The following is a 22,404-nucleotide window of genomic DNA, read 5'->3' on the forward strand; positions in this document are numbered from 1 at the left end:
GAAATTGCCCGAAGCCTTTTTAATATATCTTAGTCGTTTACGATTAAAATTTTGAAATAATCGAATTGATGATCATATTCGCATGAACCCTGGAATTTTCAATGAACCAGAGGTGAGTGTCTTTTCCTCCGCAAACTACTCCTGCAAGATAGAGATTAGAAATATTGGTTTCCATGGTTTCAGGATGGTAAAAAGGATTCATACAATCTCCATGAAGTTCAATCCCTGAATTTCTAAGAAAATCAAAATCCGGAAGATAACCCGTCATAGCCAGTACGAAATCATTTTCAACTTCGTGTGTTTCTCCTTTCTCATCTTTAAAAATCACAGAATTTTCTTTAATTTCGATCATTTCTGCATTAAAATGAGCCTTAATGCTGCCTTCTGCAATTCTGTTTTCTATATCTGGCTTTACCCAATATTTTACACTTTTTGAAATCTCAGCATGACGGACAATCATGGTTACTTCAGCTCCTTTTCTGTAGGTTTCTAATGCTGCATCTACAGCCGAATTGCTTGATCCTACAACAACAATTTTCTGTTTTGCATATGGATAAGGTTCTGTATAATAATGCTTAACTTTTGGAAGATTTTCGCCTCGGATATTCATGAGATTGGGAATATCATAGAATCCGGTAGCAATAACTACATTTTTAGCCTGATAGATTGCTTTGGTAGTTTTGATCTCAAATATTTCATCCTTTTTCAGGACATTCAAAACTCTTTCATAAAGATTGATATTCAGATTTTTTTGTCTTGTAATGCCCTGATAATATTCCAGAGCTTCCTGTCTTCCAGGCTTTGGAGCAGTAGAAATAAATGGCACTTCGTCAATTTCCAGTTTTTCTGCAGTAGAGAAGAAACGCATATATAAAGGGTAATTGTATAGTGAATTGACAATAGTTCCTTTTTCTATAATTATATGACTGAGATTGTTTTTTTGAGCTTCAAGGGCACAGTTCAAACCGATGGGGCCGGCCCCGATAATCAGAATATCCAACATTTCCATCTAACAAATGTACGATGTAATTTTTAAAATGAGAAGGCAAAACCCATCAAGTCTCATAGTCTTTATCTCTTTACATCATTTACTGCTTGGCATCAGTTTTGGTGTTTTTTACCAATTTCAAAATGTAAAATATGAAAAAATTATTGATTGCGGTTTTCGCTATGAGTATTGTTGTTGCCTGTAAGAAAGAAGTAGGGAAACCTGTTCCCAGTGAAATAGATTCCATTGCACAAAATAAAACAGCCACTACAGACACCATTCAGAATAATCCTAATAAAGAAGCGGTTTTAAAGCAAACCAATGATGAGGTTTCGAAAGCGCTGAAAGCTAAAGATTATACAACTTTTGCATCCTTGATTCATCCGGAAAAAGGAATCCGGTTTTCAATGTATGCTTTTGTTAATCTGAAGGAAGATAAACATTTTTCTAAAGCAGATTTTGAAAAATATCAGCCTACCAAAACCTTGTTTACCTGGGGCGCACATGACGGTTCAGGGGATCCTTATAAAGCAACAATCAATGATTATCTTGGTAAGTGGGTGTTTTCTAAAGATTTTACAACATCACAATATTCACTGAATAAATTTATAGGTGGAGGGAATTCTCTGAATAATTTAAAAGAGATTTATCCTAAAGCTGATTTCACCGAAAATTATATCAAAGGAACCGAAAAATATAGCGAAATGGATTGGAAAACCGTTCGTTTTGTATTTGAAGAATTTCAGGGTAAATATTATCTGATTGCTGTTGTGAATGACCAATGGACAATATAAAAGCTAGAATTTAGAAGTTAGAAGCAGGGAAATGGAATAAACTTCCAGCTTCTAACTTCCTCTCTCTTTTTATTTCAAAACTTCAGTCAGTTGCTGAGTAAGATTTTTTCTTGAGAATTGTTCAATATGCTGGGTGTTTTCAAGAAGGCTGTCATTTTTCCACAGCTCATATTTTTCAAGAATAAACTTTTTGATAGTTTCTGCATCCTGATAATTAAAATGTTTTCCTGCCTGCGTTTCTTCCAGAATTTTTGCTGCATCCGCTTTATCCGGACCGAAAGACAGAATCTGTTTTCCTGAAGCCAGATATTCAAATATTTTTCCAGGGATGATACCTTTTGAAGAATCATTCGGGAAATTAGTGATAAGAAGAATATCTGAGTTTTGCATTTCTTCTACAGCTTTCCCATGAGCCAGATACCCAAGATTCAGAATATGATCTTTCAGACTTGAATTTTCTATAGTCTGAAGGATTTTATCATCTATTCTTCCTACAAATTTCAGCTTAAAATCAGCTGCAAATTCAGAATTTTCTTTCACCAATTCGTCGAGTACTTTCCATAGATTTTCAGGATTTCTCAACTGTTCCAAAACCCCGATATAGCTTAAGGTGAATTTGTTTTCACTCTTTTGTCTTTCCTCTTTTTTGCCTGAATCACTTTCATCAAATCCATTCGTGATACAAACTGCATTAGCTCCTGCTTTTCTGAAATTTTCAGCATCAGTATAACTTGTAGCCAAAGTGATATTTGCATTCTTAAATACAGAACTTTCCAATTGACGATGTTTTTTATCTGAACTTTTGGTTAATTTCAGATGCTTATAATAAGAAATTTCTGTCCATGGATCACGGAAATCGGCAATCCATTTCAGATCTGGCATTTTGCTTTTAAGTCCCAAACCAATCAGATGAAGTGAGTGAGGTGGGCCGGAAGTAACGATTGTATCTATTTTATTTTCTTTCAGGTATTTTTCCAGAAATGTAACGGATGGTTTTACCCAAAAAACTCTGGCATCAGGAATGAAAAAATTACCTCTTACCCAAATCGAAAGTTTGGATTTCCAGCTTTGATTTTTACCTACATCAAATTGTCCTGCTTTGAATTTTTTATTGCTTTTATTCAGTTTTTCAGCAAGCTGATAAGGTTCCCAGATTTTGGTTCTTACCATCTCGATGTTTTCCGGAACATCTTTCATCAATGTTTCGTCCAGCAATGGATAGCTTGGATTTTCCGGAGTATAGATGATCGGTTTCCAACCAAAATCAGGTAGATATTTTGCAAACTTCAGCCATCTTTGAACACCAGGACCTCCCGCAGGAGGCCAGTAATAGGTGATAATCAATATTTTCTTCTGTTCCATTTTTAATTGATTCCTATGTCATTCTGAACGAAGCAGAAGCGTAGTGAAGAATAACATTCGTAATATTATTTAAAAACCTTATTATACTATTTAAGCTTTTTGTTCTGCTACAATTTCTTTTTTCTTGTTTTTATTCATCCAGAAAATTCCAAATGCAGCCAACAGGATAAATAATCCGAATGAAAGAAGCGAAAGCCATTTTCCTTTTTCAATCACTTCAGGTTCAAAAACCATTCTGATATGGTGATTTCCTGCCGGAACATGTACTGCACGAAGTAAGTAATCTGCTTTGATGTACGGAACTTCTTTTTCGTCTACCAATACTTTCCATCCGTGAGGATAATACACTTCAGAGAATACAGCCAATTGAGGAGTCTTAGACTGAGATTTAAATTCAAGTTCGTTAGGCTGGTATTTTGTAAGAGTGATAAATGCTGTAGAATCTGCCTGAACAGGTTTGTTATCAAAATATGATTTGTCAGATGAAGCAATGACAGCCGTTTTTTTGTTGTCAATACTTCCGATAGCTTTAATTTCCTGATTAGGAGTATCTACAAATTTTAAATCACTTACAAACCATGCATTTCCGTTGGCTTTAGGATTAGGAACAACCTGTGGCTGCTCAGGACCTCCGAAAACCATGTATTTTGCATTCAGTAAATTTAATACATTAGGTGTTTTTACACTGTCAATACTATTGATGTACTCATTCAATACATCATCGTATCTTCTTAATTTTACAGCGTGATAGCCTCCAATGGAAGCCTTAAAGTATGAGGTATTGGTTTCGCTGGTTACTCCCAATGTCTGGTTGTAAATTCTGTAGTGCGTTTTATCTTTTTCAGCGATAGTTTCCAATGTTTTGTTGATGTTGACATTGGATAAAATAGACTCCAGATTTGGATTTTCCTGCACTTTTTCAGCCAACAGGTCTGAGCTTTCTGTCTGGAAAGGATTTTCTGCGAAGATTTTATCTACATAGTTTTCGTCATTCAGATAACGTTTGTTTACCGTCCAGAGGTCGAATAAACTTACAAGTCCAATCACTACCAAAGCAATATTCTGGTTCAGCTTTTTCTTTAAAGTTAAGAATAATGCAGCAGCAGTAATCGCCACATAAATGAATGCTTTTATGGCATCTATTCTGAATAGTTTATATCTTTCATCTACAAGATAATCAAGTAAGAAAGGAGGGAAGTAGGTCTTTTCACTTTCTGTAGCAAAGCCTAATAATGACTTTCCAAAGATTAAAAGAATCAATAAAAATCCTAACGTTCCACCTCCTACATAAAGAAGGGTCTTTTGTTTGTATTCTTCGGTCAGTTTCTCATCTGTAAAGAATCTGTATAATCCCAGAATGGCAATTAATGGGAATAACAATTCTATTACAACTAAGATTGAAGAAGGAGCTCTGAATTTATTATAGAACGGTACGTAATCAATAAAGAAATCGGATAACGGCATAAAGTTACTTCCCCAAGCCAGTAAAATAGTCAGGATGGAAGCTCCCAAAATCCAGTAACGATATTTTTTCGAAGCAAAAAAGAATCCTAATAAGGCAAGGAAACATACAATAGCTCCCTGATAAGCAGGTCCTGATGTACCCGGTTGGTCTCCCCAGTAGGTTACCCCGCTGAAACCTTTGGAAATTCTATCCATTTCAGCTTGTGAGCCTACATTTTCCTGAACCAGTTCCTGAACTCTGTTCATGATTTCTTTTCCTTCAGGTTCCTGGCTTCCTCCACCCATTAATCTCGGAATAAAAAGGTTTAAAGTTTCCAGTTGCCCATAGCTCCACATTAGCATACTCTCCTTGTCCATTCCGGATTTTCCTGAAGTATGGCTGTCGTTATTTAAAATTTGTTTTCCACGAACGGTTTCTTTTACATATTCAGAATTAGCCATGATTCTTTGTGAATTCATTCCAACTCCAATAATACATGATGCTGCGATAATTCCTGATGAAATAAGGAAATGCTTCATCGGTGTTTTTTTCTGGATAGCTCTGATCAGTTCAGAAAGGAATAAGAATCCTAACGCAATGAACAGATAATAGGTCATCTGTGGGTGGTTGGCAGCAATTTGAAGACCCATAAAAAGGGTAGTGACAATGAACCCCCAGATGTATTGTTTTCTGATATACACCAGTAAAATACCGGCCAGCAACGGGGCAAAATATTCAATGGTATTGACTTTACCATTATGTCCGGCTGCAATAATAATATAAAAATAGGTTGAAAGCCCGAAGAAAGTGGCCCCTAAAAGAGCATATTTCCAGTTTCTGACCACTACCATTCCCAAAAGGAAAAAACCTGCAAATAGCAGGAAGAGATAATTAACCGGCCTTGGCAGGAAATTCAGATTGCTGTCGATTTTTTTGATGATGTCACCTTTGAACTGGCTTCCCATCTGATAAGTCGGCATTCCTCCAAACATGGAATCACTCCAATAGGTTTCATTTCCGGTATTGGCTCTATAGTCGAGCAGTTCTTTTGCTCCTCCTCTGTACTGCACAATATCGTGCTGGAAAAGCTGTTTTCCTGAAAATACAGGAGTGGAATATAAAAATGCTAAAACTATAAATACTACTAATGAAGCTGCAATATAAATTAAGTTTTTATTTTTTGCCATGCTGGTTATTATCTTTTATTTCTTGGAATTTTTACCTTTTGTCCTTACTCTCTTTCACCTCTTCGTAGTCTACAGTTTCTGCATCCCACTTAAGGTTTTGTTGGTTATTCTTATTCGAGTTGTGTAGGTCCTGCTGTCTGTTATTCTGGTTATCATTATTGAAACGATAGCTGTAAAATGTCTTAAAGAAAATTCTTTTCAGAATATTCCAGACAAAGAAAATAATAATGGCAGTGAGTACTAACTCAAGAATGTACTTCATAATTTAAAAAATTTAAAGTTCAGGGTTTAAAGTATATTGTAAACCCTGAATGTTTACTTCAGTTATTTAGCAGATGGGTTTACCATTACCGAAGAATTGGAAACGCTTTTCATAGACTGAGATTGTTTTCCATCTGAAATGGTTTCTATCTGAGTTGTTTTTACGTTGATATTCTGGTTGGTAATCCATCCTGTGCTTTCATCAAACTTAATGGTTCCGTTCTGAACCAGTTCACTGCTCAGGCTGTGCGTGATTGGTCCCTGAGCTTTCTTTTCGGTTTTCTTAGGAATACCTCCGGTTACTGCAATTTCTGCAGCTCCGTTTCCTAGGCTTTTCAGTACATAATTAGATGTTACTTTTACGCTTCCGCTTGGGTCTGCATTCTCAGAAGTTGACCACTTTTCTCCCATTTTTACTCCTTTTTTAGGAATAATCATCAGATTTTTGTGGAACTGATCTTTCAATACCTTTTCGTTGAATGATTGTTTAAGACTTGCTACTACGCTTGCTTTTTCATTGGCATCTTTGATAAGCGTACCTACTGCATTACCTACTTTCGTGTAAACAGCATCAAATCCTGTAATAGAAATTACATTCCCTTTTGTATCCATCTTCATCTGAAGTTTGTTTCCGGTAAGTGCTTTGTTTACATTCCAGATCATTTTAAGATCGTCTTCTTTAGGAAGAGGAAGCTTGGTATCTACTACCACCGTTTTTCCCTGTGCAGACTGAGAATTTCTCTTTGCTACAAGGTTAAGGGTCATTTCATATACATTTCCTTTAATATCATCTACTACAAAATTCATTTCATCTGTAGACTCACTTGTTGCTGTGATAGATTTCCCCTGAGGATCCGTCATCGTTTTTACATCTCTCTGGTAAGTGGTAAGAGGATATGTTTTTCCTTTTTCAAGTTTAAAAGTCTGTGTAATCACACCCGCAGAATCTTTGATTGCAGGGTTTTCTGAAACTTTTGCTACAGAATCAGCAGGAACTTCTACAGTTACTGTTTTTCCGGTTTTAGGATCTACTTTCGTTATTTTTGCTGTTTCTTTTTTACAAGATACAAGGGCTATTGATGATATAAGCGCAAGCGCTGCAATGTTCTTCATTTGATTTTTTAACTTTATTTTTTACTACTATTTCTTAATAAATTATCTGCGATATCGTGCAGCTTCCCCTGAGATTCTCCATCAGATTCATTGGAAAGTACTACCACTCCCATGTTTTTTGACGGATAAATCTGAAGCACACTTGAAAAGCCAAATGTACCTCCAGTATGATAAATGGTTTGGGTACCATCTTCATAGGTGTACAATCTCCAATATAATCCAATAGCATCTCCTTTACTTTTTACAAAAGGAGTATGGGATGCTTTCACATATTTATTATTCTCATCCAGATGATACTGTATGTATTTCACCAGATCCTCCGTAGTGGACAAAATTCCTCCTGCAGGAGCAAAGATTGTAGTGAAATTTCTGGGCATTACCTTTCCTTTTTCGTTATAACGAGTCAATAGCTGTGCAGAATTCGTACCAATAATGGTATGATTCATTTTCAGTGGCTTTGTAATATACTCTGAAAGCAGGTTTTCATAGCTTTTATGATATACTTTTTCAAGGACATCCCCGGCAATCTGTGTTCCTACATTGGAATACTTATACTCTGTTCCGGGTACAAAATCCACTTTGGCCTGATGAAGATCTTCATAAAAGTTTTTCTTTGAATAGTTTTTATAAAAATCAGACAGTGCCATAGCAACAGAGTCCATTGTTTTTTTGAATGTTTCAGACTGATCCGGCAGAAACTGTGGCAATCCTGATGAATGATTGGTTAGATTACCGATCGTTATCGGGTGCTTTTCAAATTCAAGATTAGGATAATTTCCTATATATTTCCGGATATCATCATCCATTTTAATTTTTCCGTCTACTAAAGCTTGAGCCAGAAGTGTTCCGGTAAAAGTTTTGGTAATGGAAGCAATCTCGTACAGGCTTTTGGATGTTGGAAGTTCTGATTTTCCTATTTCCGTTGTACCATAATTATAGAAATAACTTTTACCATTTTTAAAAACACCTATTGAAAGTCCTACACGGGCAGGATTCTGCATATAAGCGAGAGCTTCTTTCTGAACCATCTTATCAAGATCAGTCGTAAGACGGTTGTCTGTAGCTACATTTTTCGTCTGTGCATTAAAAACTAACGGCACAAAAAATAATGGTAAAAGTGATTGTATTTTCATGGTTTATGGATTAGGTACCACGGACATTTTCTGTCTTACCGCTTCATACAAAATCGCTCCACATGCTACAGAAACATTCAGGGATTGAGTTTTTCCTTCAATAGGAAGTTTTATTTTTTCATCAGCATGATGTAATACTTCTTTAGAAATTCCGGTTTCTTCATTTCCCATAACGATAGCACATGGCTCAGTCATATTAACATCATAGATTAATTTCTGAGCTTTTTCACTGGCTGCATATACGGAAATTCCACTTTGCTGAAGAAAATCCACAGCATGAGCCAGGTTATTTTCCTTACATATTTTAATATTGTAAATAGCACCTGCAGAAGTTTTTATCGCATCAGAGTTAATAGGAGCCGCACCCTTTTCCGGAATGATTATAGCATCAACACCTACGCATTCTGCCGTTCTGCAGATGGCTCCGAAGTTTCTTACATCAGTAAGTCTGTCCAGAATCAAAAGAAAAGGTGTTTTTCCCTGTTCAAATAATTGTGGAACAATATCCTCCACTTTATGAAACGGTACATCCGAAATAAAAGCTACCACACCCTGATGGTTTTTTCTTGTAAAACGGTTCAGTTTTTCAACCGGAACATAGTTGGGACGGATTTTATTTTTCGCTAAAATGGCTTTTAATTCAGCATAAATAGGACCCTGAAGTGCATTTTGCACAAAGATCTTGTCAATCGTTTTTCCCGCTTCAATTGCTTCAATCACGGGACGCAGCCCGAAAATAAAATCGTCTTTCATTGAAAATTTATTATATAGTTATAGAGTGAATTGTCAATCGTGAATTTTACGCTGTAAGTCAATTCTGATGTGCATATATTCACATTTGACCATTGATTTGCACAGCAAGATTCACTATCTCCCTTTCTCTCCTAAAATTGCTCTTTTCTGCGCCATCACATATCCGTAGTGAAGGCTTTCGTGCATATTGTTAAAGATAATGGCATCCTGGATGCTTTTCAGATCCATTCCGAAACTTGTGGTGTAAGGAGTGTAATCTGAGAAGAAATCACTGTCATAATCCTTCATTAAAATCTTTGAAGTTTCTGTAAGCAAAAATTCTAAATCTTCCACTTCAGATTTTTGAACATCTAAGTTGGGTAAAGTTCCTTTCTTGTAAGTTTCAATCCAATATTTGTCGATACGGAACGGATTTCCGCTCAGGTAATAATGCAATAGCTGCTGTGTAGCAACGGTATGTGCAATATTCCAGTAAATATTGTTGTTGAAACCATCCGGAATCAGAATCAAATCTTCATGAGATGTATTCTGAAGGATATCTAAAAGGTTCTTTCTTACTTGTCTGTGTGCTTGAAAATGATAATTCATTTTGCAAAATTTTTAATCACCAAAAATAGTTTAATAAACTGAAAATGACAATTTTTTTGACTAGAGGATTAAAGTTAAAATTTTTTAACTATTGGAAAAAAGAGTGAATTAAGGTTGTTTTTTTAATTGGTTTTTATTGATATCAGAATGTTTTTTTACATTTAATTTTATATGATGATCAATAGAAAAACCCTCCTGAGTGAAGTTTCAGAGAGGGTTTTTATTGTTTTATTTCAAAGATGTGTCGAAGTTATTTTTTTATGATTTTGTGTTTAAAGGTAGTTCCGTCTTTTAAAACAATATGTAAAAAATAGACTCCTGTGCTGTATGAGGAAAGATCTATTCTGTTCTCTTTGTAAGTTTCGGAAAGTTTTCTTCCTTCTATATTGAAAAGACTTATTGAGCTGACCTCTACTTTTGATTTTACATTGGCAAAGTCAGAAGTAGGGTTGGGGTAAATATTCACATCTACTGTTTTGATCTCTTTTACATTCAAAGCTGTATTGCTTTTCCCCTGCATATAAACTGATAACATGACATATCCCTGCTGTTGATTGAAAACTGCTGTTGGAATTGTGTGTTTCAAAGTATGATTGCCTGCAGTTAAGTTGGGTAATGTAAATTCTCTGATAGGAACAGAATTTCCGGGACACCAGTTATTCCATGAGGTCCAGTCAGCAAAAGTTTTAGGAGTAGAACCATAGATTCCGTTTCCTTGAGTATTGTATACACGGTACGGTTCACATGAAATACCTCCGGGAGTATAGGTGAGTACTTGTACATCATCTATATAGGTGTAGTTTTGTCTTCTGATATATTCTTCACCGCCACTGTTGGCGCCATGAGGAGTAGATATTACAAAGAAGCGGGCATTGGTAATAGGGTTTGGAAGATTAAAAGTGACAATTCTAACGGTTTCTCCGGCAATATCGGTGCTGTTATAGTTATTAAGGGTGTTATAACTTAATATAGGTGCAATGCTGTTGGTGTCTGTAGGGGTTGCTCCTGTATCCGTTGAGAAAAAGGTAAGAGTTCCCGAAAAAACATCAATTCTGTTTGCACAGCCTGAAACCTGGGTTTGAGCTGCGTAAGGAACCCCGAAAACATCCAATTCCATATAAAGATCATACATGGCACGCAATGCTGTATCATGAAATATGCTGTATAAATTGCTGACATCATAAGTGTAAGGAACTTCTGAAGGAGTTCTGTTTTTATTCATGAAAGGAGTAATATATCTGCCTATTTCAATTCTTTTGACATTAGCGTCATTGATTGTATAAGTAGCTTGGTTTTTAGGAACCATAGCCAAAAAGACTTCCCCAAGACGGTCATAATTATCACACAATGGGGCAATGGTTACACGCATCGCAATTTTGGCTTTAAAAGCATCTAATTCTGCATCAGTGAGTTTTCTTGTATACCTGGCATTCGTCAGTCTGGTTAAACCTGCAGGAACAGGGTTGGATACTGTAGCTGCATAACCGTCATAATAGACAGCATCTGAAATTATATTTGTCATTGTCGTTTGGGCGAAAACGAGATGGGTAATGAAAAAACTGAAAAAGAGTAGTCTTTTATACATGTTATGGATGTTTAGTGTAAATATATGAAATGTATATCAAAATTACCTTTAGTTTATTTTATTTTTATGTTTTGTGGTTATTTTATTGTTGATTGTTGATTGTTTTTGGTTTTAATATATGTTTGTGTTAAATTGTATGATGAAATATTTTTTTTATTGCTAGAATCAAAGTATTTATTATTAAATTAGCATGATATACCAGATTAATGTTATTAATAATGAAAAGAATTTTACTTTTAGCTTTGTTTTTTGTAGTGGAGGTAATGAACGCCCAAATCAATATCAATATTGGGAGCCCAAATGTTGGTGTTGCTCCTGTAAGCAGTTTTTTTTCCTATTCTTATGTACAGCAGATATATCCTAAGCAGGAAGTTAATGCCAATGCTGCAGGCAATATTACTGGACTTACATTTTATGTGGATCCTTCCTCTACAATTACTGAATCTTCAAACTGGACCGTATATCTCGGACATACATCAAAAACAGCCTTTGCTTCCGGTACAGACTGGATTCCTACTGCACAGTTGACTCAGGTGTTCACAGGAGCTGTAACCAAGAACAATAATAAAGTTGAAGTTGTTTTTACAACACCATTTGCTTATAATAATGTTGATAATCTGGTTATTGCAGCAAAAGAGAATTCTCCGAATATCGATATCAATAATTTTGATGAAGCTTTTCATGTCTACCCTCATATCCCTTACTCAACGCTGTATTATAAAGGAGATCGTGCAGTAGTGGATATTGCATCTCCTCCGGGAGGAATCAGGGCGGATTATAAATCGTCGGTTACCATTTCAGGCCTTACACCAAGTGCCGGACCGGCATGTCCTTTTGTTGTTTATCCGGTAAATAATACTCAGAATATTTCTTTAACTCCCAATTTCAACTGGCTTCCGGCTTCAGGGGCTACATCCTATAAAGTTTCGTTGGGAACAAGTTCAGGAAGCTCTGATATTATTAATCAGCAGACCGTTTCAGGAAATAGCTTTACCCCTTCCACAGCACTTACAGCCGGAACAACTTATTATTTAAAAGTAACATCAGTTTCCGGGAATACAGAATCTTCAGGATGTTCTGAACTTGTTTTTAAAACTGTTCCCCCAATACCTGTAAACGATGCATGTGCGGGAGCGTTGACGGTATCCGTATTTCCTTACAGTTACACTCAGAATGACGCTGTATCTACAACCAATAACACAGGAAATATAAGTGTATGTACAAGTAATGGAGATACAGGAATGAATGATGGTACCTGGTTTAAGTTTACTGGTGATGGAAGTCAGTATACCATTAAAGCGACAATGCCTTCTGGTAGTAGCTATGATCCGCAGATAGGCGTGTATAGTGGCAGCTGTAGTAATTTGTCATGTACCGGAACCGTAGACAATGGTGGCGGAGGTGCTGCGGAAACGCTTACCATTACCACAGTATCTGGAACAGAATATTTTATAAATGTCGGAGCGTATGAAGATACTACTGATGCTCCTGAAAATATATTCACCATTACAATAACTAAGCTTTAAAATTAAATAATCAAGTTTCTGATTAAAATAAAAATGTTGCAAAAATAATTTTGTGACATTTTTTGTGAATGATAGTGAAAATAGAGATATAGCTTGCTTTAATTTGAATTTTTGAATTTGTTTATACATAAGAAATTCAGCGTTATAGCTTTAAATATCTTGTCAATGCCGGATTTTTAACAAACTTTAACTCAAAAATGGCATTTATTATGTTGATTAATGCAAGTATTTATCAGAAATTTACCACTTATTTTAAACCAAGCTATGTCAGAGATATATCAAGCTGAAGATATCCGCCAATTGACGGAAAAAGTAAAAGAAAAAAACTACTTATTTTCTCTTCTGAGACAGGAAATCAACAAAGTTATTATTGGACAGGAATACATGGTAGACCGTCTTTTGGTAGGGCTTTTGGGGAATGGTCACGTTCTTCTTGAAGGGGTACCAGGGTTGGCTAAAACCTTAGCGATAAAAACACTGGCTGATGCTGTTCATGGAGATTTCTCAAGGATTCAGTTTACACCGGATTTACTTCCTGCAGATGTAGTAGGAACTATGATCTTTAATATCAAAGACAATGATTTCTCTATAAAAAAAGGACCTGTATTTGCAAACTTTGTTTTGGCAGATGAGATCAACCGTGCACCGGCAAAAGTACAGTCAGCGCTTCTGGAGGTTATGCAGGAAAAACAGGTGACGATTGGTGATGAAACAATGAAGCTTCCAAAACCATTCCTGGTATTGGCAACACAAAACCCGATTGATCAGGAAGGAACTTATCTGCTACCTGAAGCACAAAGCGACCGCTTTATGTTGAAATGTACTATAGATTATCCTGCTTTTGAGGATGAAAGACAGGTGATGAGAATGGTTTCAACTTCGCATCAGCCAACGGTAAAACCTGTAATCTCTCTTCAGGATATTGTAGATGCAAAAGAACTGATCAATCAGATTTATCTCGACGAGAAAATTGAAAAATATATCCTGGATATGGTGTTTGCAACACGTTATCCGGAAAATTATGGGCTTTCTGAACTTAAAAGTTATATCAGTTTCGGAGCTTCTCCAAGAGCATCCATTAACCTTGCTATTGCTTCAAGAGCCTATGCGTTTTTAAAAGGAAGAGCATTTGTCATTCCGGAAGATGTAAAAGCATTGGCAAAAGATGTATTGAGGCACAGAATGGGCTTAACCTTTGAAGCTGAAGCAGAAGAGATTTCAACAGAAGAAATTATCAATAGAATTTTAGCAAAAATCCAGGCACCATAATGAGTGATGTAATCATAAGAAAAGCTGTTCTGGAAGACTGTTCTTCCATGCTTAATTTAATTAAAGAACTGGCGGAATATGAAAAGGCGCTGCACGAAGTAACCGTGACTTTGGATGATTTTATTCAGGATGGTTTCGGAACTTCTCCTGTGTGGGGAGCTTTCGTGGCAGAATATGAAGGTGAAATAGTTGGAATATCCCTGTATTATGACAGATATTCAACATGGAAAGGAAGAAGGCTATATCTTGAAGATCTTGTTGTAACAGAAAGATTGAGAGGAAAGCAGATTGGAAAGAAATTATTTGATGCAACACTGGAATATGGTAAAAGCAATAATTACAGTGGAATGGTATTCCAGGTATTAAACTGGAATGAGCCTGCCATCAATTTTTATAAAAAATACAACACAAAGTTTGACAATGAGTGGTCGAACGTATCCATTGAGTTTAAAGATTAACCAGAAACCCATACTCAACATTAAACTTTGAATTTTAAACCTTGAACTCGTCTATGCAGATAAAAGATATTGTAAAAAAAGTAAAGCAGATTGAAATCCGTACCAGAAAAAAGACGGAGGCTGCTTTAATGGGGCAATATCACAGCGCCTTTAAAGGGCAGGGTATGACTTTCTCGGAAGTTCGTCCCTATCAGTTTGGAGATGAGATAAGAAGAATCGATTGGAATAAAACCGCACGTTTCCGTGAGCCATTCGTAAAAGTAATGGAAGAAGAAAGGGAACTTACTATGATGATTCTTGTAGATATTTCTGCTTCCATGGATTATGGAACAAAAGTTCAGCTGAAAAGAGAATATGTAGCCGAGATTGCTGCCAGTTTAGGATTTTCAGCCGCTGGCAATAATGATAAAGTAGGATTGATCTTGTTTGCCGATAAAGTGTATAAAGTCATTCCTCCACAAAAAGGGAGAAAACATATTCTTTCTATTATCAGCAATATTCTCACAGCAGATTATGTTCCGGCAGAATCTAAAATAGATAAGGCAATGGAATATATGATGGGGATTTTCAAAAGGAAATCTCTGGTTTTTCTGTTTTCAGATTTTGAAGATGCATATGATTCCAAAATGCTGAGAGTAGCTTCAAAAAAACACCAGCTGTTGGGAATGAGGATTTATGATGAAAAAGATAATGAGATTCCTGATGTAGGCTATGCCCGTTTAATGGATGTGGAAACCGGAAAAGAAATATGGGCCAATACTTCCAGTGCAAGGTGGCGCTACACCTTCGCTGAAGCTCAAAAACAAAAACTGAGAGCTCTGGAAGAAGATTTTGCCAATAGCTCTGCCAGTTTTATGAATATTAATACAGGCTCAGATTATTCAAAATTATTGTATAATTACTTTCAGAAAAAATAACATCGGGCTGAGCTCGTAACTAAAAACATAAGGCGTTTTGCCTTTATTATTTTAACATTGAGAAAAATACTTTTAATATTATCTTTTCTGATCTGTGCAAATGCTTTTTCACAGATATTATCCTCTAACGTAGAAAAGAAAACCCTCGCTCTGGGAGAAATCAATCATCTTACCATAAAGATTGATAACCTTAATGAGCAGCAGGTTACTTCAGCAGCTAAGAATGAACTCTTACCTTTCCATTTTGAAGAAACGAAAGACAGTATCGGGCAAACGGCTAATACCTATGAAAGAAAGATAGAATTTGCTGTTTTTGAAGAGGGAAAATTTACCATTCCTGAACTGGAGTTTAGAGTAGGAGATAAAATTCTTAAAACAATTCCTTATGAAATAGATGTCATTAATACGGCTCAAAAAGCAGATCAGATCAATGACATTATGAATAATAAGCAGGTGAAACTTGAGCCTAAGGATTATTGGGAGCTTTACAAGTTTTATATTCTTGCAGCATTGGCTGGTATTGCACTGGTTATTGCCATTATTATGTTTGTAAAATGGGGAAGAAAATCAAAGAGTTCTCCTGTAGTGGCTACCAATCAGACATTAAAAGAGCTTGATTCTCTTAAAAAGAAAAAATATATTGAAGGAGGAAACTTCCGTTCGTTTTATGTGGAACTGATTGATATTTCCAGAACCTTTATTACAAAACAATATCGCCTTCCGGCAGATGTACTTCTTACTGATGATCTTATAGATGTCATGAAAAAAAATAATACAATCTCGCAGGACAACGAAAAAATAATAGAAGATGTTTTCCTTAGAGGAGACCTGGTGAAATTTGCCAAAACATTCCCGGATCAGGAAACAATGGAAAGAGATTTTGCCAATATCAGGGATTTTGTGAAAAGATCATCCAAAGATTTAGAATTCGAAAACTTAAGAAAGGATGTTTAATTTTGAGTTTTACAGCCCATGGTTTTTGCTGCTTTTTCTGCTGTTTATTCCACTTTTAATTAAAGATATTGGAAGAAATAAAAGAAAAGGTATAAAAGTTCCTACCATAAAAAACATGGATCACAGCGGGAGTATCCAAGGAATACTTTTTTTACTGAAAATATCAAAATATATCATTCTTTCTGCGTTGATTATTGCCATGGCAAGGCCGAGAACGTTTACTATTTCTCAGGACAGAGATGATACAAAGGGAGTGGATATTATGTTGTCTATCGACGTTTCTTTAAGTATGCTGGCGAAGGATCTGAGCCCGGACCGAATTACCGCCTTGAAAGATATTGCCGTAAAATTTGTTCAGAAACGCCCGAATGACAGGATAGGAGTGGTAGCATATGCTGCAGAAGCTTTTACTAAAGTTCCGGTAACCTCAGATCATCAGGTTGTTATTGATGAAATTAAAAATCTGAATTCTGCAGGTCTTGAACCCGGAACAGCTATCGGGGAAGGTCTTTCCGTAGCAGTGAATCATTTGATTAAAAGCAAAGCCAAAAGTAAAGTGGTCATCCTGATGACGGATGGAGTAAGCAATATTCAGAATGCAATTCCTCCACAGCTTGCTGCTGAACTGGCAAAAAATAATAATATAAAGGTATATTCAATCGGAATCGGTACCAATGGTTATGCGCTGATGCCTACATCGCAAGACATTTTTGGAGAGCTTATCTTTACCGAAACAGAGGTTACCATCGATGAAAATACCTTGAGAGAAATAGCACAAACAACGGGAGGTAAATATTTCAGAGCTACCTCAAACAGTAGTCTGGAAGAAGTATACAATGAAATCAACCAACTGGAAAAATCTGATGTGAAGGTTTCCAAGCTGTACAATTATGAAGAGTATTTCAAAATATTCCTTTGGATTGCGCTTGCTATGTTGGTGTTGGATGCATTGCTGAGATGGGTTTTTTATAAAATTTTAAGCTGATGAGTTGGTCTTTAGGAAATTATTGGTATTTATTTTTACTGTTGCTTCTGCCGCTGTTAGCTATCTTTTTGATCCGTTTTTTACAATGGAGAAATAAAAAAAGAGAAATTTTTGCCGCTAGCCAGTTTCATGAGAATTTATTTGAAAAAAGATCAGGATTTACAAAGTTTTTTCCTGCATTATACTTATTGGGAACATTATTTCTGATATTTTCTATCATTGACCTTTTGAACGGTTCAGAAGAAGTGAAAAGTACCCAGAAACTGAATAATGTAATCTTTATGCTGGATGTATCCAATTCTATGAATGTTGAGGATATAGAACCAAGCCGTTTGACGGAAGCCAAAAATCTGATGCTGGCTACCATGAAGAAAATGAATAATGATAAGGTAGGTATTGTGATTTTTGCTGGGAATGCAATGTCTATTATGCCTCTGACAACAGATTATAATTCTGCAGAAACTTATATCAGCGGTATTGAAACCAGTTCTATGCAGATTCAGGGAACAGATTTTCTGAAAGGAATGCAGGCTGCTGCTGAAAAATTTAAAAATGTAAGCAAAGGATCAAGAAAAGTGATTCTACTGAGTGATGGTGAGGATAACGAAGGAAATGATAACGCTGCCATCAGATTAGCTAATAAAGAAGGAATAAGCATTACTTCTGTAGGTGTAGGAACAGATGAAGGTGCTCCGGTTCCGGAATATGTGTTCGGACAATTGATGGGATATAAAACCGATGCCAACGGAGGTACGGTTATTTCAAAAAGACAGACGGAAGCATTAAAGAAAATGGCGGAATCTACAGACGGAACTTATATTGATGGAAATAATATCAATGAAGCTCCGGACAGGATTGTAGATGCTGTCAATAAAAAATCGGCAGGTGCTGAAACGATGGTGAAATCGCAGAATGCCAATCATTATTATCAATATTTTCTTGCGGTATCTCTTCTGTTTTTCTTTTTAATTTATATTTTTAATCCAAAAAAAGACTTTAATGTGTAGAATTCCTTTATTTATAGAAGAAATTCTACAAGTACTTTAACCGAATTTTAACAAATAAAACTCTGTTTCTTAACATATAAAGGAATAATTTTGCAAGTGATGAATACTAAAATTATATTTTTATCGTTTATTGTTGCCATTTCATTCTCAGGCTTCATGTTTGGGCAGGAAAGCTATAGGAATTTAGTGTATGAAGGCAATCAGAAATTTGACGGTAAAGATTATGATGGAGCCTCCTCAAAATACATGGAAGCGATTAAATCCAATGATAAAGATTTTACCGCTCACTACAATATGGGGAATGCGTTGTATAAAAGTAAAAAATATGAAGAGGCAAAAGCAGAGTTTGAAAAAGCGGAAAAACTTTCACAAACACTTCCGGACAAAACTGCTGCGCTTCATAATTTAGGGAATGCTTATATGCAGATGAATCAGCCGGAAAAAGCCGCTGACTACTACAAGAAAGCTTTGAAGCAGGATCCCCACAGTGAGGTAACCAGAAAAAATTATGAGATTGCCAAACTGAAAGAGAAAGAAAAACAACAGCAAAAAAACGAACAGAATAACTCAGGAAAAGGTGGCGGCGGAAATGATCAGAACAAGGGAGATGATCAGAAAGGCGACAAAGACAAAAAACAGGATCAGGGTAGCGGCCCTCAAAACCAAGGTAAAGGTGACCAGGGCGACAATCCTAAGCAGGATCAAAATAATGAAGGCAGAATGCCTAAGAATCTTGAAAATGCGATCTTAGATAAAATAAACGAAAAAGAAAAAGAAACCGCCAGAAGAATTTTAAACAAAAATTCTTATTCGATGCCTGAAAGCAACGAGAAAGATTGGTGATGCAGCACAAATTGATTTACATATTGCTTACTTTGACATCCGTAATTACTTACGGACAGGTAAATCTATCTATGGATGCAGATAAAACCGAATATGGGGGTAAGGATATCATCAATCTGACCATTGTTCTTGAACTTAACGGAAGTGACCTAGTACAGCAAACAGGTTTCCAGCTTCCGGATCTTTCAAAATTTAATATTATAGGAAGCGGATCTGTTACCAATACTGTAATTGATCCGGCTACCAATACTTTAATTACCCAGAAAGTTTCCAGAATTGCCCTTGAACCTAAGAAAAAAGGGAAAATAAAAATCGGTTCCGTTCTCGTTACCGTAAATAACAGAATCTATAAAACAGAACCTTTTGATGTCAATATCCGTGATATTGTAGACAGAAGATCTTTGGCTGCGAATACTTCCAATGATGTTTATCTGAATATGGAAATTGATGATCGGGATGTATATCAGGATCAGCCTACTATAGCCGTTCTGAGAGTGTATTCAAGAAATATGGATAACCTAAGAAAGGTGAAAAATATCCATCTTCCACAGCAGGATAATATCAACGTACATCCTATCAATTTTGATAAGTCTGAGATAGATCCTTCCGGATATGGAAATATGCCTTCACAGGTTCTGGCTATGTTTATGGTGTTTCCGAATGAAGCAGGATATGTGGAAGTTCCTGGTGTATCAGCTTCGGTAAATACCTATTCAAATAAAACAAAAATTGTTTCCAATAAAGTTAAAATCAACGTAAGAAAGCTTCCTGAAGGAGCTCCCGAATGTTTTAAAAATGCCGTTGGAAACTTTAATGTCAACGTATATAATGCTTCCAAGGAAAAACCGGAAGCAAAAAAACCTCTGAATGTGGTGGTAAAAGTTTCAGGAGAAGGTAACTTACCGGATATGGAACTTCCTAAAATTGCTGCCTCTCCGGATTATGAAGTTTTTGCCCCGAAAATTACCTCTAAAGTAGCTCCGGGAACTTCAGGAATGAAAGGAGAAATCCTGGCTAATTATGTGATTATTCCTAAAAAATCAGGTGCCATTTCAATTAAAACAGAACAATTTGCTTTCTTTGACCCTGAGAGTAAAGAATATGTAGACCTTGGACAGAAAACACTGGCTCTAAATGCATTTTCTCACGACCAGATTCTGGAGGCACGTTCTACCGTAGAAAAGGTAAACGAATACACCAATAATCTTCTGGAGACGGTAAATACTCCGGTATTAAAAACCACTTCATTTAAAGTAAAAGAAAAAAGCAAATTCCACTGGAATATTCTTTTGACCAATATAGCTATTCTGATCAGCTTATTTGTTGGGTATCTGCTATTTAAAAATTGGCAAAAAAAACGTACATTAGTTAGGGAAACTGTACCATCGAAACCTTTAGGTTCAGTAGCCGAAACAGAAAAAGAGATCAGAGAATCGATGAAAACGGATATCAATGATTATTTCGGATATCTGGAAAATCTTAAAGATAATGGAGAGTATGAAAAGTTCTTTATAACTCTGGAAGAATTGGATGAAGAAGTAAGAGGACAGTATTTTCAGAGCTCTACTCCGGAGTTTAAGACATTTCTTGAAAAGCACAAAGGTTCTTTGGTAGCAGAAGAATACAGCAAACTGCAGCAGAAAGTTCAAATGGAAAAATACAATCCTGTGAAATCTGCTGAAGCTCTTGAAGAACTTTTGAAAACTATTGTTAATTTATATTCACAAATTAGCAAATAATCAGTTTATTTTCATATTTTTGCGAAATTTTTAATTACAAATAGATGGAAATTTTTGATGGTTTTTCTTTTAAAGAGATTGTTACCAGCTTTATGGTTCTTTTTGCCGTTATCGATATCATCGGCTCAGTTCCTATTATAGTAAGCCTTCAGCAGAAGTTTGGACAGATTGAAGCCGGAAAGGCAGCCATTACTGCAGGAGCTATTATGATTGTTTTCCTGTTCGTAGGAAATAAGATTCTTAAGCTTATTGGAGTGGATGTAAATTCATTCGCGATTGCCGGAGCTTTTGTGATTTTTGTCATAGCACTGGAAATGATTTTAGGAATTGAAATTAATAAAACCACCGAGGCAAAGGCTGCATCCATTGTACCCATCGCATTTCCGCTGGTTGCAGGAGCTGGAACGTTAACCACTGCACTCTCTCTTAGAGCTGAATTTCATGATATTAATATTATTTGCGGAATTATTCTTAATACAATTTTCGTATATTTGGTGCTGAAATCAGCGAAATGGCTGGAGAAGAAAATTGGGGATGCTACTTTGATGATCCTTCAGAAAGTTTTCGGAATTATCCTTTTGGCAATTTCAATTAAATTATTCACCGCAAATTTTGCTCAACTGGTGCAGAATTATATTAATTTTTAAGAGTCATGAAGAAGTTTTATAAAGTATTTTTAGTACTGTTTATTGTATTCATCACCATCAATCTTTATGCTATCAACTGGCAAGCAACTGATATCCTAGGAGATGAAGATAACATTAGGTTTGCATTCTCAGCCGGAGCTGCAGCAATAGGCCTTATCCTGCTTTTTGTTATGGATACCTGGAGCAGAATCGGTGTAAAGAAATAAATTGATATTTCAATATAGATACAACCTCTTTCATTTTGAAGGAGGTTTTTGTTTTTTGTTAGGTAAGAGATGTTAGGTAGCAGGGAATAGGGATTAGGGATTAGGGGTTAGATTTGCTATCAATATCTATATCTGCTTTTCTTATTCAATAGGGAAGGGTTTTAGCCAAAACTTATGAATACAACGCAAAGCTCACAAAGTTTTATTCATAGCTTTAAAATCGTTCGCAAAGGCGTTGCACTCAGCAAAGAAAATATATACAACTATCTGTGCGAATCTAAAAGTATCAATCCATATATTACATAAATAATTGATCTGATTAATTCAGTAGGAGCGGGCTTTAGCCCGTTCAAAAAAAATAATAGATCAATTGGCTTTAGCCAAAACTTATGAATACAACGCAAAGCTCACAAAGTTTTATTCATAGCTTTAAAATCGTTCGCAAAGGCGTTGCACTCAGCAAAGAAAATATATACAACTATCTGTGCGAATCTAACAGTATCAATCCATATATTACATAAATAATTGATCTGATTAATTCAGTAGGAGCGGGCTTTAGCCCGTTCAAAAAAAATAATAGATCAATTGGCTTTAGCCAAAACTTATGAATACAACGCAAAGCTCACAAAGTTTTATTCATAGCTT

The 22,404-nt window shown here is 35.9% G+C and carries 21 protein-coding genes; 12 read left to right on the plus strand and 9 right to left on the minus strand.

The window, feature by feature from the left end; all coding sequences use genetic code 11:
• Positions 1 to 43: 43 nt before the first annotated feature.
• Complete coding sequence (locus tag REB14_RS10705) at positions 44 to 1,009, minus strand: YpdA family putative bacillithiol disulfide reductase (RefSeq protein WP_079242729.1); 966 nt, start codon at positions 1,007 to 1,009, stop codon at positions 44 to 46.
• 131 nt (positions 1,010 to 1,140) lie between these two features.
• On the opposite strand from REB14_RS10705, the gene REB14_RS10710 reads away from it, so the two are divergent.
• A complete protein-coding gene (locus tag REB14_RS10710; protein ID WP_309522158.1) occupies positions 1,141 to 1,782 on the plus strand; it encodes a hypothetical protein in 642 nt (213 codons plus the stop codon).
• A 69-nt stretch (positions 1,783 to 1,851) separates the two neighbouring features.
• Here REB14_RS10710 and REB14_RS10715 read toward each other — a convergent pair whose 3' ends face one another.
• From REB14_RS10715 to REB14_RS10750, 8 genes are all read right to left on the minus strand, one after another.
• On the minus strand, positions 1,852 to 3,144 hold the full coding sequence (locus tag REB14_RS10715) for a glycosyltransferase family protein (protein WP_309522159.1): 1,293 nt from the start codon (positions 3,142 to 3,144) through the stop codon (positions 1,852 to 1,854).
• 90 nt (positions 3,145 to 3,234) lie between these two features.
• Positions 3,235 to 5,775, minus strand: coding sequence for a YfhO family protein (locus tag REB14_RS10720; protein WP_309522160.1), 2,541 nt, complete (start codon positions 5,773 to 5,775; stop codon positions 3,235 to 3,237).
• A 31-nt stretch (positions 5,776 to 5,806) separates the two neighbouring features.
• Positions 5,807 to 6,037: a hypothetical protein gene (locus REB14_RS10725; RefSeq protein ID WP_079242725.1), complete on the minus strand. Its 231-nt coding sequence runs from the start codon at positions 6,035 to 6,037 to the stop codon at positions 5,807 to 5,809.
• 62 nt (positions 6,038 to 6,099) lie between these two features.
• Positions 6,100 to 7,149 (minus strand): DUF6263 family protein, encoded by a 1,050-nt coding sequence (locus REB14_RS10730; RefSeq protein WP_079242724.1) that lies wholly within the window; start codon positions 7,147 to 7,149, stop codon positions 6,100 to 6,102.
• A 14-nt stretch (positions 7,150 to 7,163) separates the two neighbouring features.
• The gene (locus REB14_RS10735) at positions 7,164 to 8,282 is read right to left on the minus strand and encodes a serine hydrolase domain-containing protein (protein WP_309522161.1); all 1,119 of its coding nucleotides are present in this window, start codon (positions 8,280 to 8,282) and stop codon (positions 7,164 to 7,166) included.
• A 3-nt stretch (positions 8,283 to 8,285) separates the two neighbouring features.
• Positions 8,286 to 9,035: a 23S rRNA (guanosine(2251)-2'-O)-methyltransferase RlmB gene (gene rlmB / locus REB14_RS10740; protein ID WP_079242722.1), complete on the minus strand. Its 750-nt coding sequence runs from the start codon at positions 9,033 to 9,035 to the stop codon at positions 8,286 to 8,288.
• A gap of 114 nt (positions 9,036 to 9,149) precedes the next feature.
• Positions 9,150 to 9,623 carry a DinB family protein gene (locus REB14_RS10745; RefSeq protein WP_079242721.1) on the minus strand — a complete coding sequence of 158 codons (474 nt, stop codon included), beginning with the start codon at positions 9,621 to 9,623 and terminating at the stop codon, positions 9,150 to 9,152.
• 250 nt (positions 9,624 to 9,873) lie between these two features.
• Positions 9,874 to 11,208 (minus strand): peptide-N-glycosidase F-related protein, encoded by a 1,335-nt coding sequence (locus REB14_RS10750; RefSeq protein ID WP_309522162.1) that lies wholly within the window; start codon positions 11,206 to 11,208, stop codon positions 9,874 to 9,876.
• 218 nt (positions 11,209 to 11,426) lie between these two features.
• On the opposite strand from REB14_RS10750, the gene REB14_RS10755 reads away from it, so the two are divergent.
• The 11 genes from REB14_RS10755 to REB14_RS10805 all read left to right on the plus strand — a co-directional run bounded on the left by REB14_RS10755 (position 11,427) and on the right by REB14_RS10805 (position 21,759).
• A complete protein-coding gene (locus tag REB14_RS10755; protein ID WP_309522163.1) occupies positions 11,427 to 12,734 on the plus strand; it encodes a hypothetical protein in 1,308 nt (435 codons plus the stop codon).
• A 264-nt stretch (positions 12,735 to 12,998) separates the two neighbouring features.
• The gene (locus tag REB14_RS10760) at positions 12,999 to 14,003 is read left to right on the plus strand and encodes an AAA family ATPase (protein WP_309522164.1); all 1,005 of its coding nucleotides are present in this window, start codon (positions 12,999 to 13,001) and stop codon (positions 14,001 to 14,003) included.
• Positions 14,003 to 14,461, plus strand: coding sequence for a GNAT family N-acetyltransferase (locus REB14_RS10765; RefSeq protein ID WP_079242718.1), 459 nt, complete (start codon positions 14,003 to 14,005; stop codon positions 14,459 to 14,461). Before REB14_RS10760 ends, REB14_RS10765 begins: the two co-directional genes overlap by 1 nt.
• Before the next feature lie 53 nt (positions 14,462 to 14,514).
• A complete protein-coding gene (locus REB14_RS10770) occupies positions 14,515 to 15,378 on the plus strand; it encodes a DUF58 domain-containing protein (RefSeq protein WP_079242717.1) in 864 nt (287 codons plus the stop codon).
• Positions 15,379 to 15,435: 57 nt separating this feature from the next.
• Entirely contained in the window at positions 15,436 to 16,332 is an 897-nt protein-coding gene (locus REB14_RS10775) for a BatD family protein (RefSeq protein ID WP_079242716.1), read from the plus strand.
• Positions 16,325 to 17,317, plus strand: coding sequence for a VWA domain-containing protein (locus REB14_RS10780; protein WP_079242715.1), 993 nt, complete (start codon positions 16,325 to 16,327; stop codon positions 17,315 to 17,317). The genes REB14_RS10775 and REB14_RS10780 overlap by 8 nt, the downstream gene beginning before the upstream one ends.
• Entirely contained in the window at positions 17,317 to 18,324 is a 1,008-nt protein-coding gene (locus REB14_RS10785) for a vWA domain-containing protein (protein ID WP_309522165.1), read from the plus strand. Before REB14_RS10780 ends, REB14_RS10785 begins: the two co-directional genes overlap by 1 nt.
• A gap of 99 nt (positions 18,325 to 18,423) precedes the next feature.
• Positions 18,424 to 19,167, plus strand: coding sequence for a tetratricopeptide repeat protein (locus tag REB14_RS10790; RefSeq protein WP_079242713.1), 744 nt, complete (start codon positions 18,424 to 18,426; stop codon positions 19,165 to 19,167).
• Positions 19,167 to 20,906, plus strand: coding sequence for a BatD family protein (locus REB14_RS10795; protein ID WP_309522166.1), 1,740 nt, complete (start codon positions 19,167 to 19,169; stop codon positions 20,904 to 20,906). The genes REB14_RS10790 and REB14_RS10795 overlap by 1 nt, the downstream gene beginning before the upstream one ends.
• A gap of 44 nt (positions 20,907 to 20,950) precedes the next feature.
• A complete protein-coding gene (locus REB14_RS10800; protein WP_062674416.1) occupies positions 20,951 to 21,553 on the plus strand; it encodes a MarC family protein in 603 nt (200 codons plus the stop codon).
• Between the two features lie 5 nt (positions 21,554 to 21,558).
• Positions 21,559 to 21,759, plus strand: a complete 201-nt coding sequence (locus tag REB14_RS10805) for a hypothetical protein (protein ID WP_047434073.1) — start codon at positions 21,559 to 21,561, stop codon at positions 21,757 to 21,759.
• Positions 21,760 to 22,404 lie beyond the last annotated feature (645 nt).

The sequence above is a fragment of the Chryseobacterium metallicongregator genome (assembly GCF_031324065.1).
Lineage (GTDB): Bacteria > Bacteroidota > Bacteroidia > Flavobacteriales > Weeksellaceae > Chryseobacterium > Chryseobacterium metallicongregator.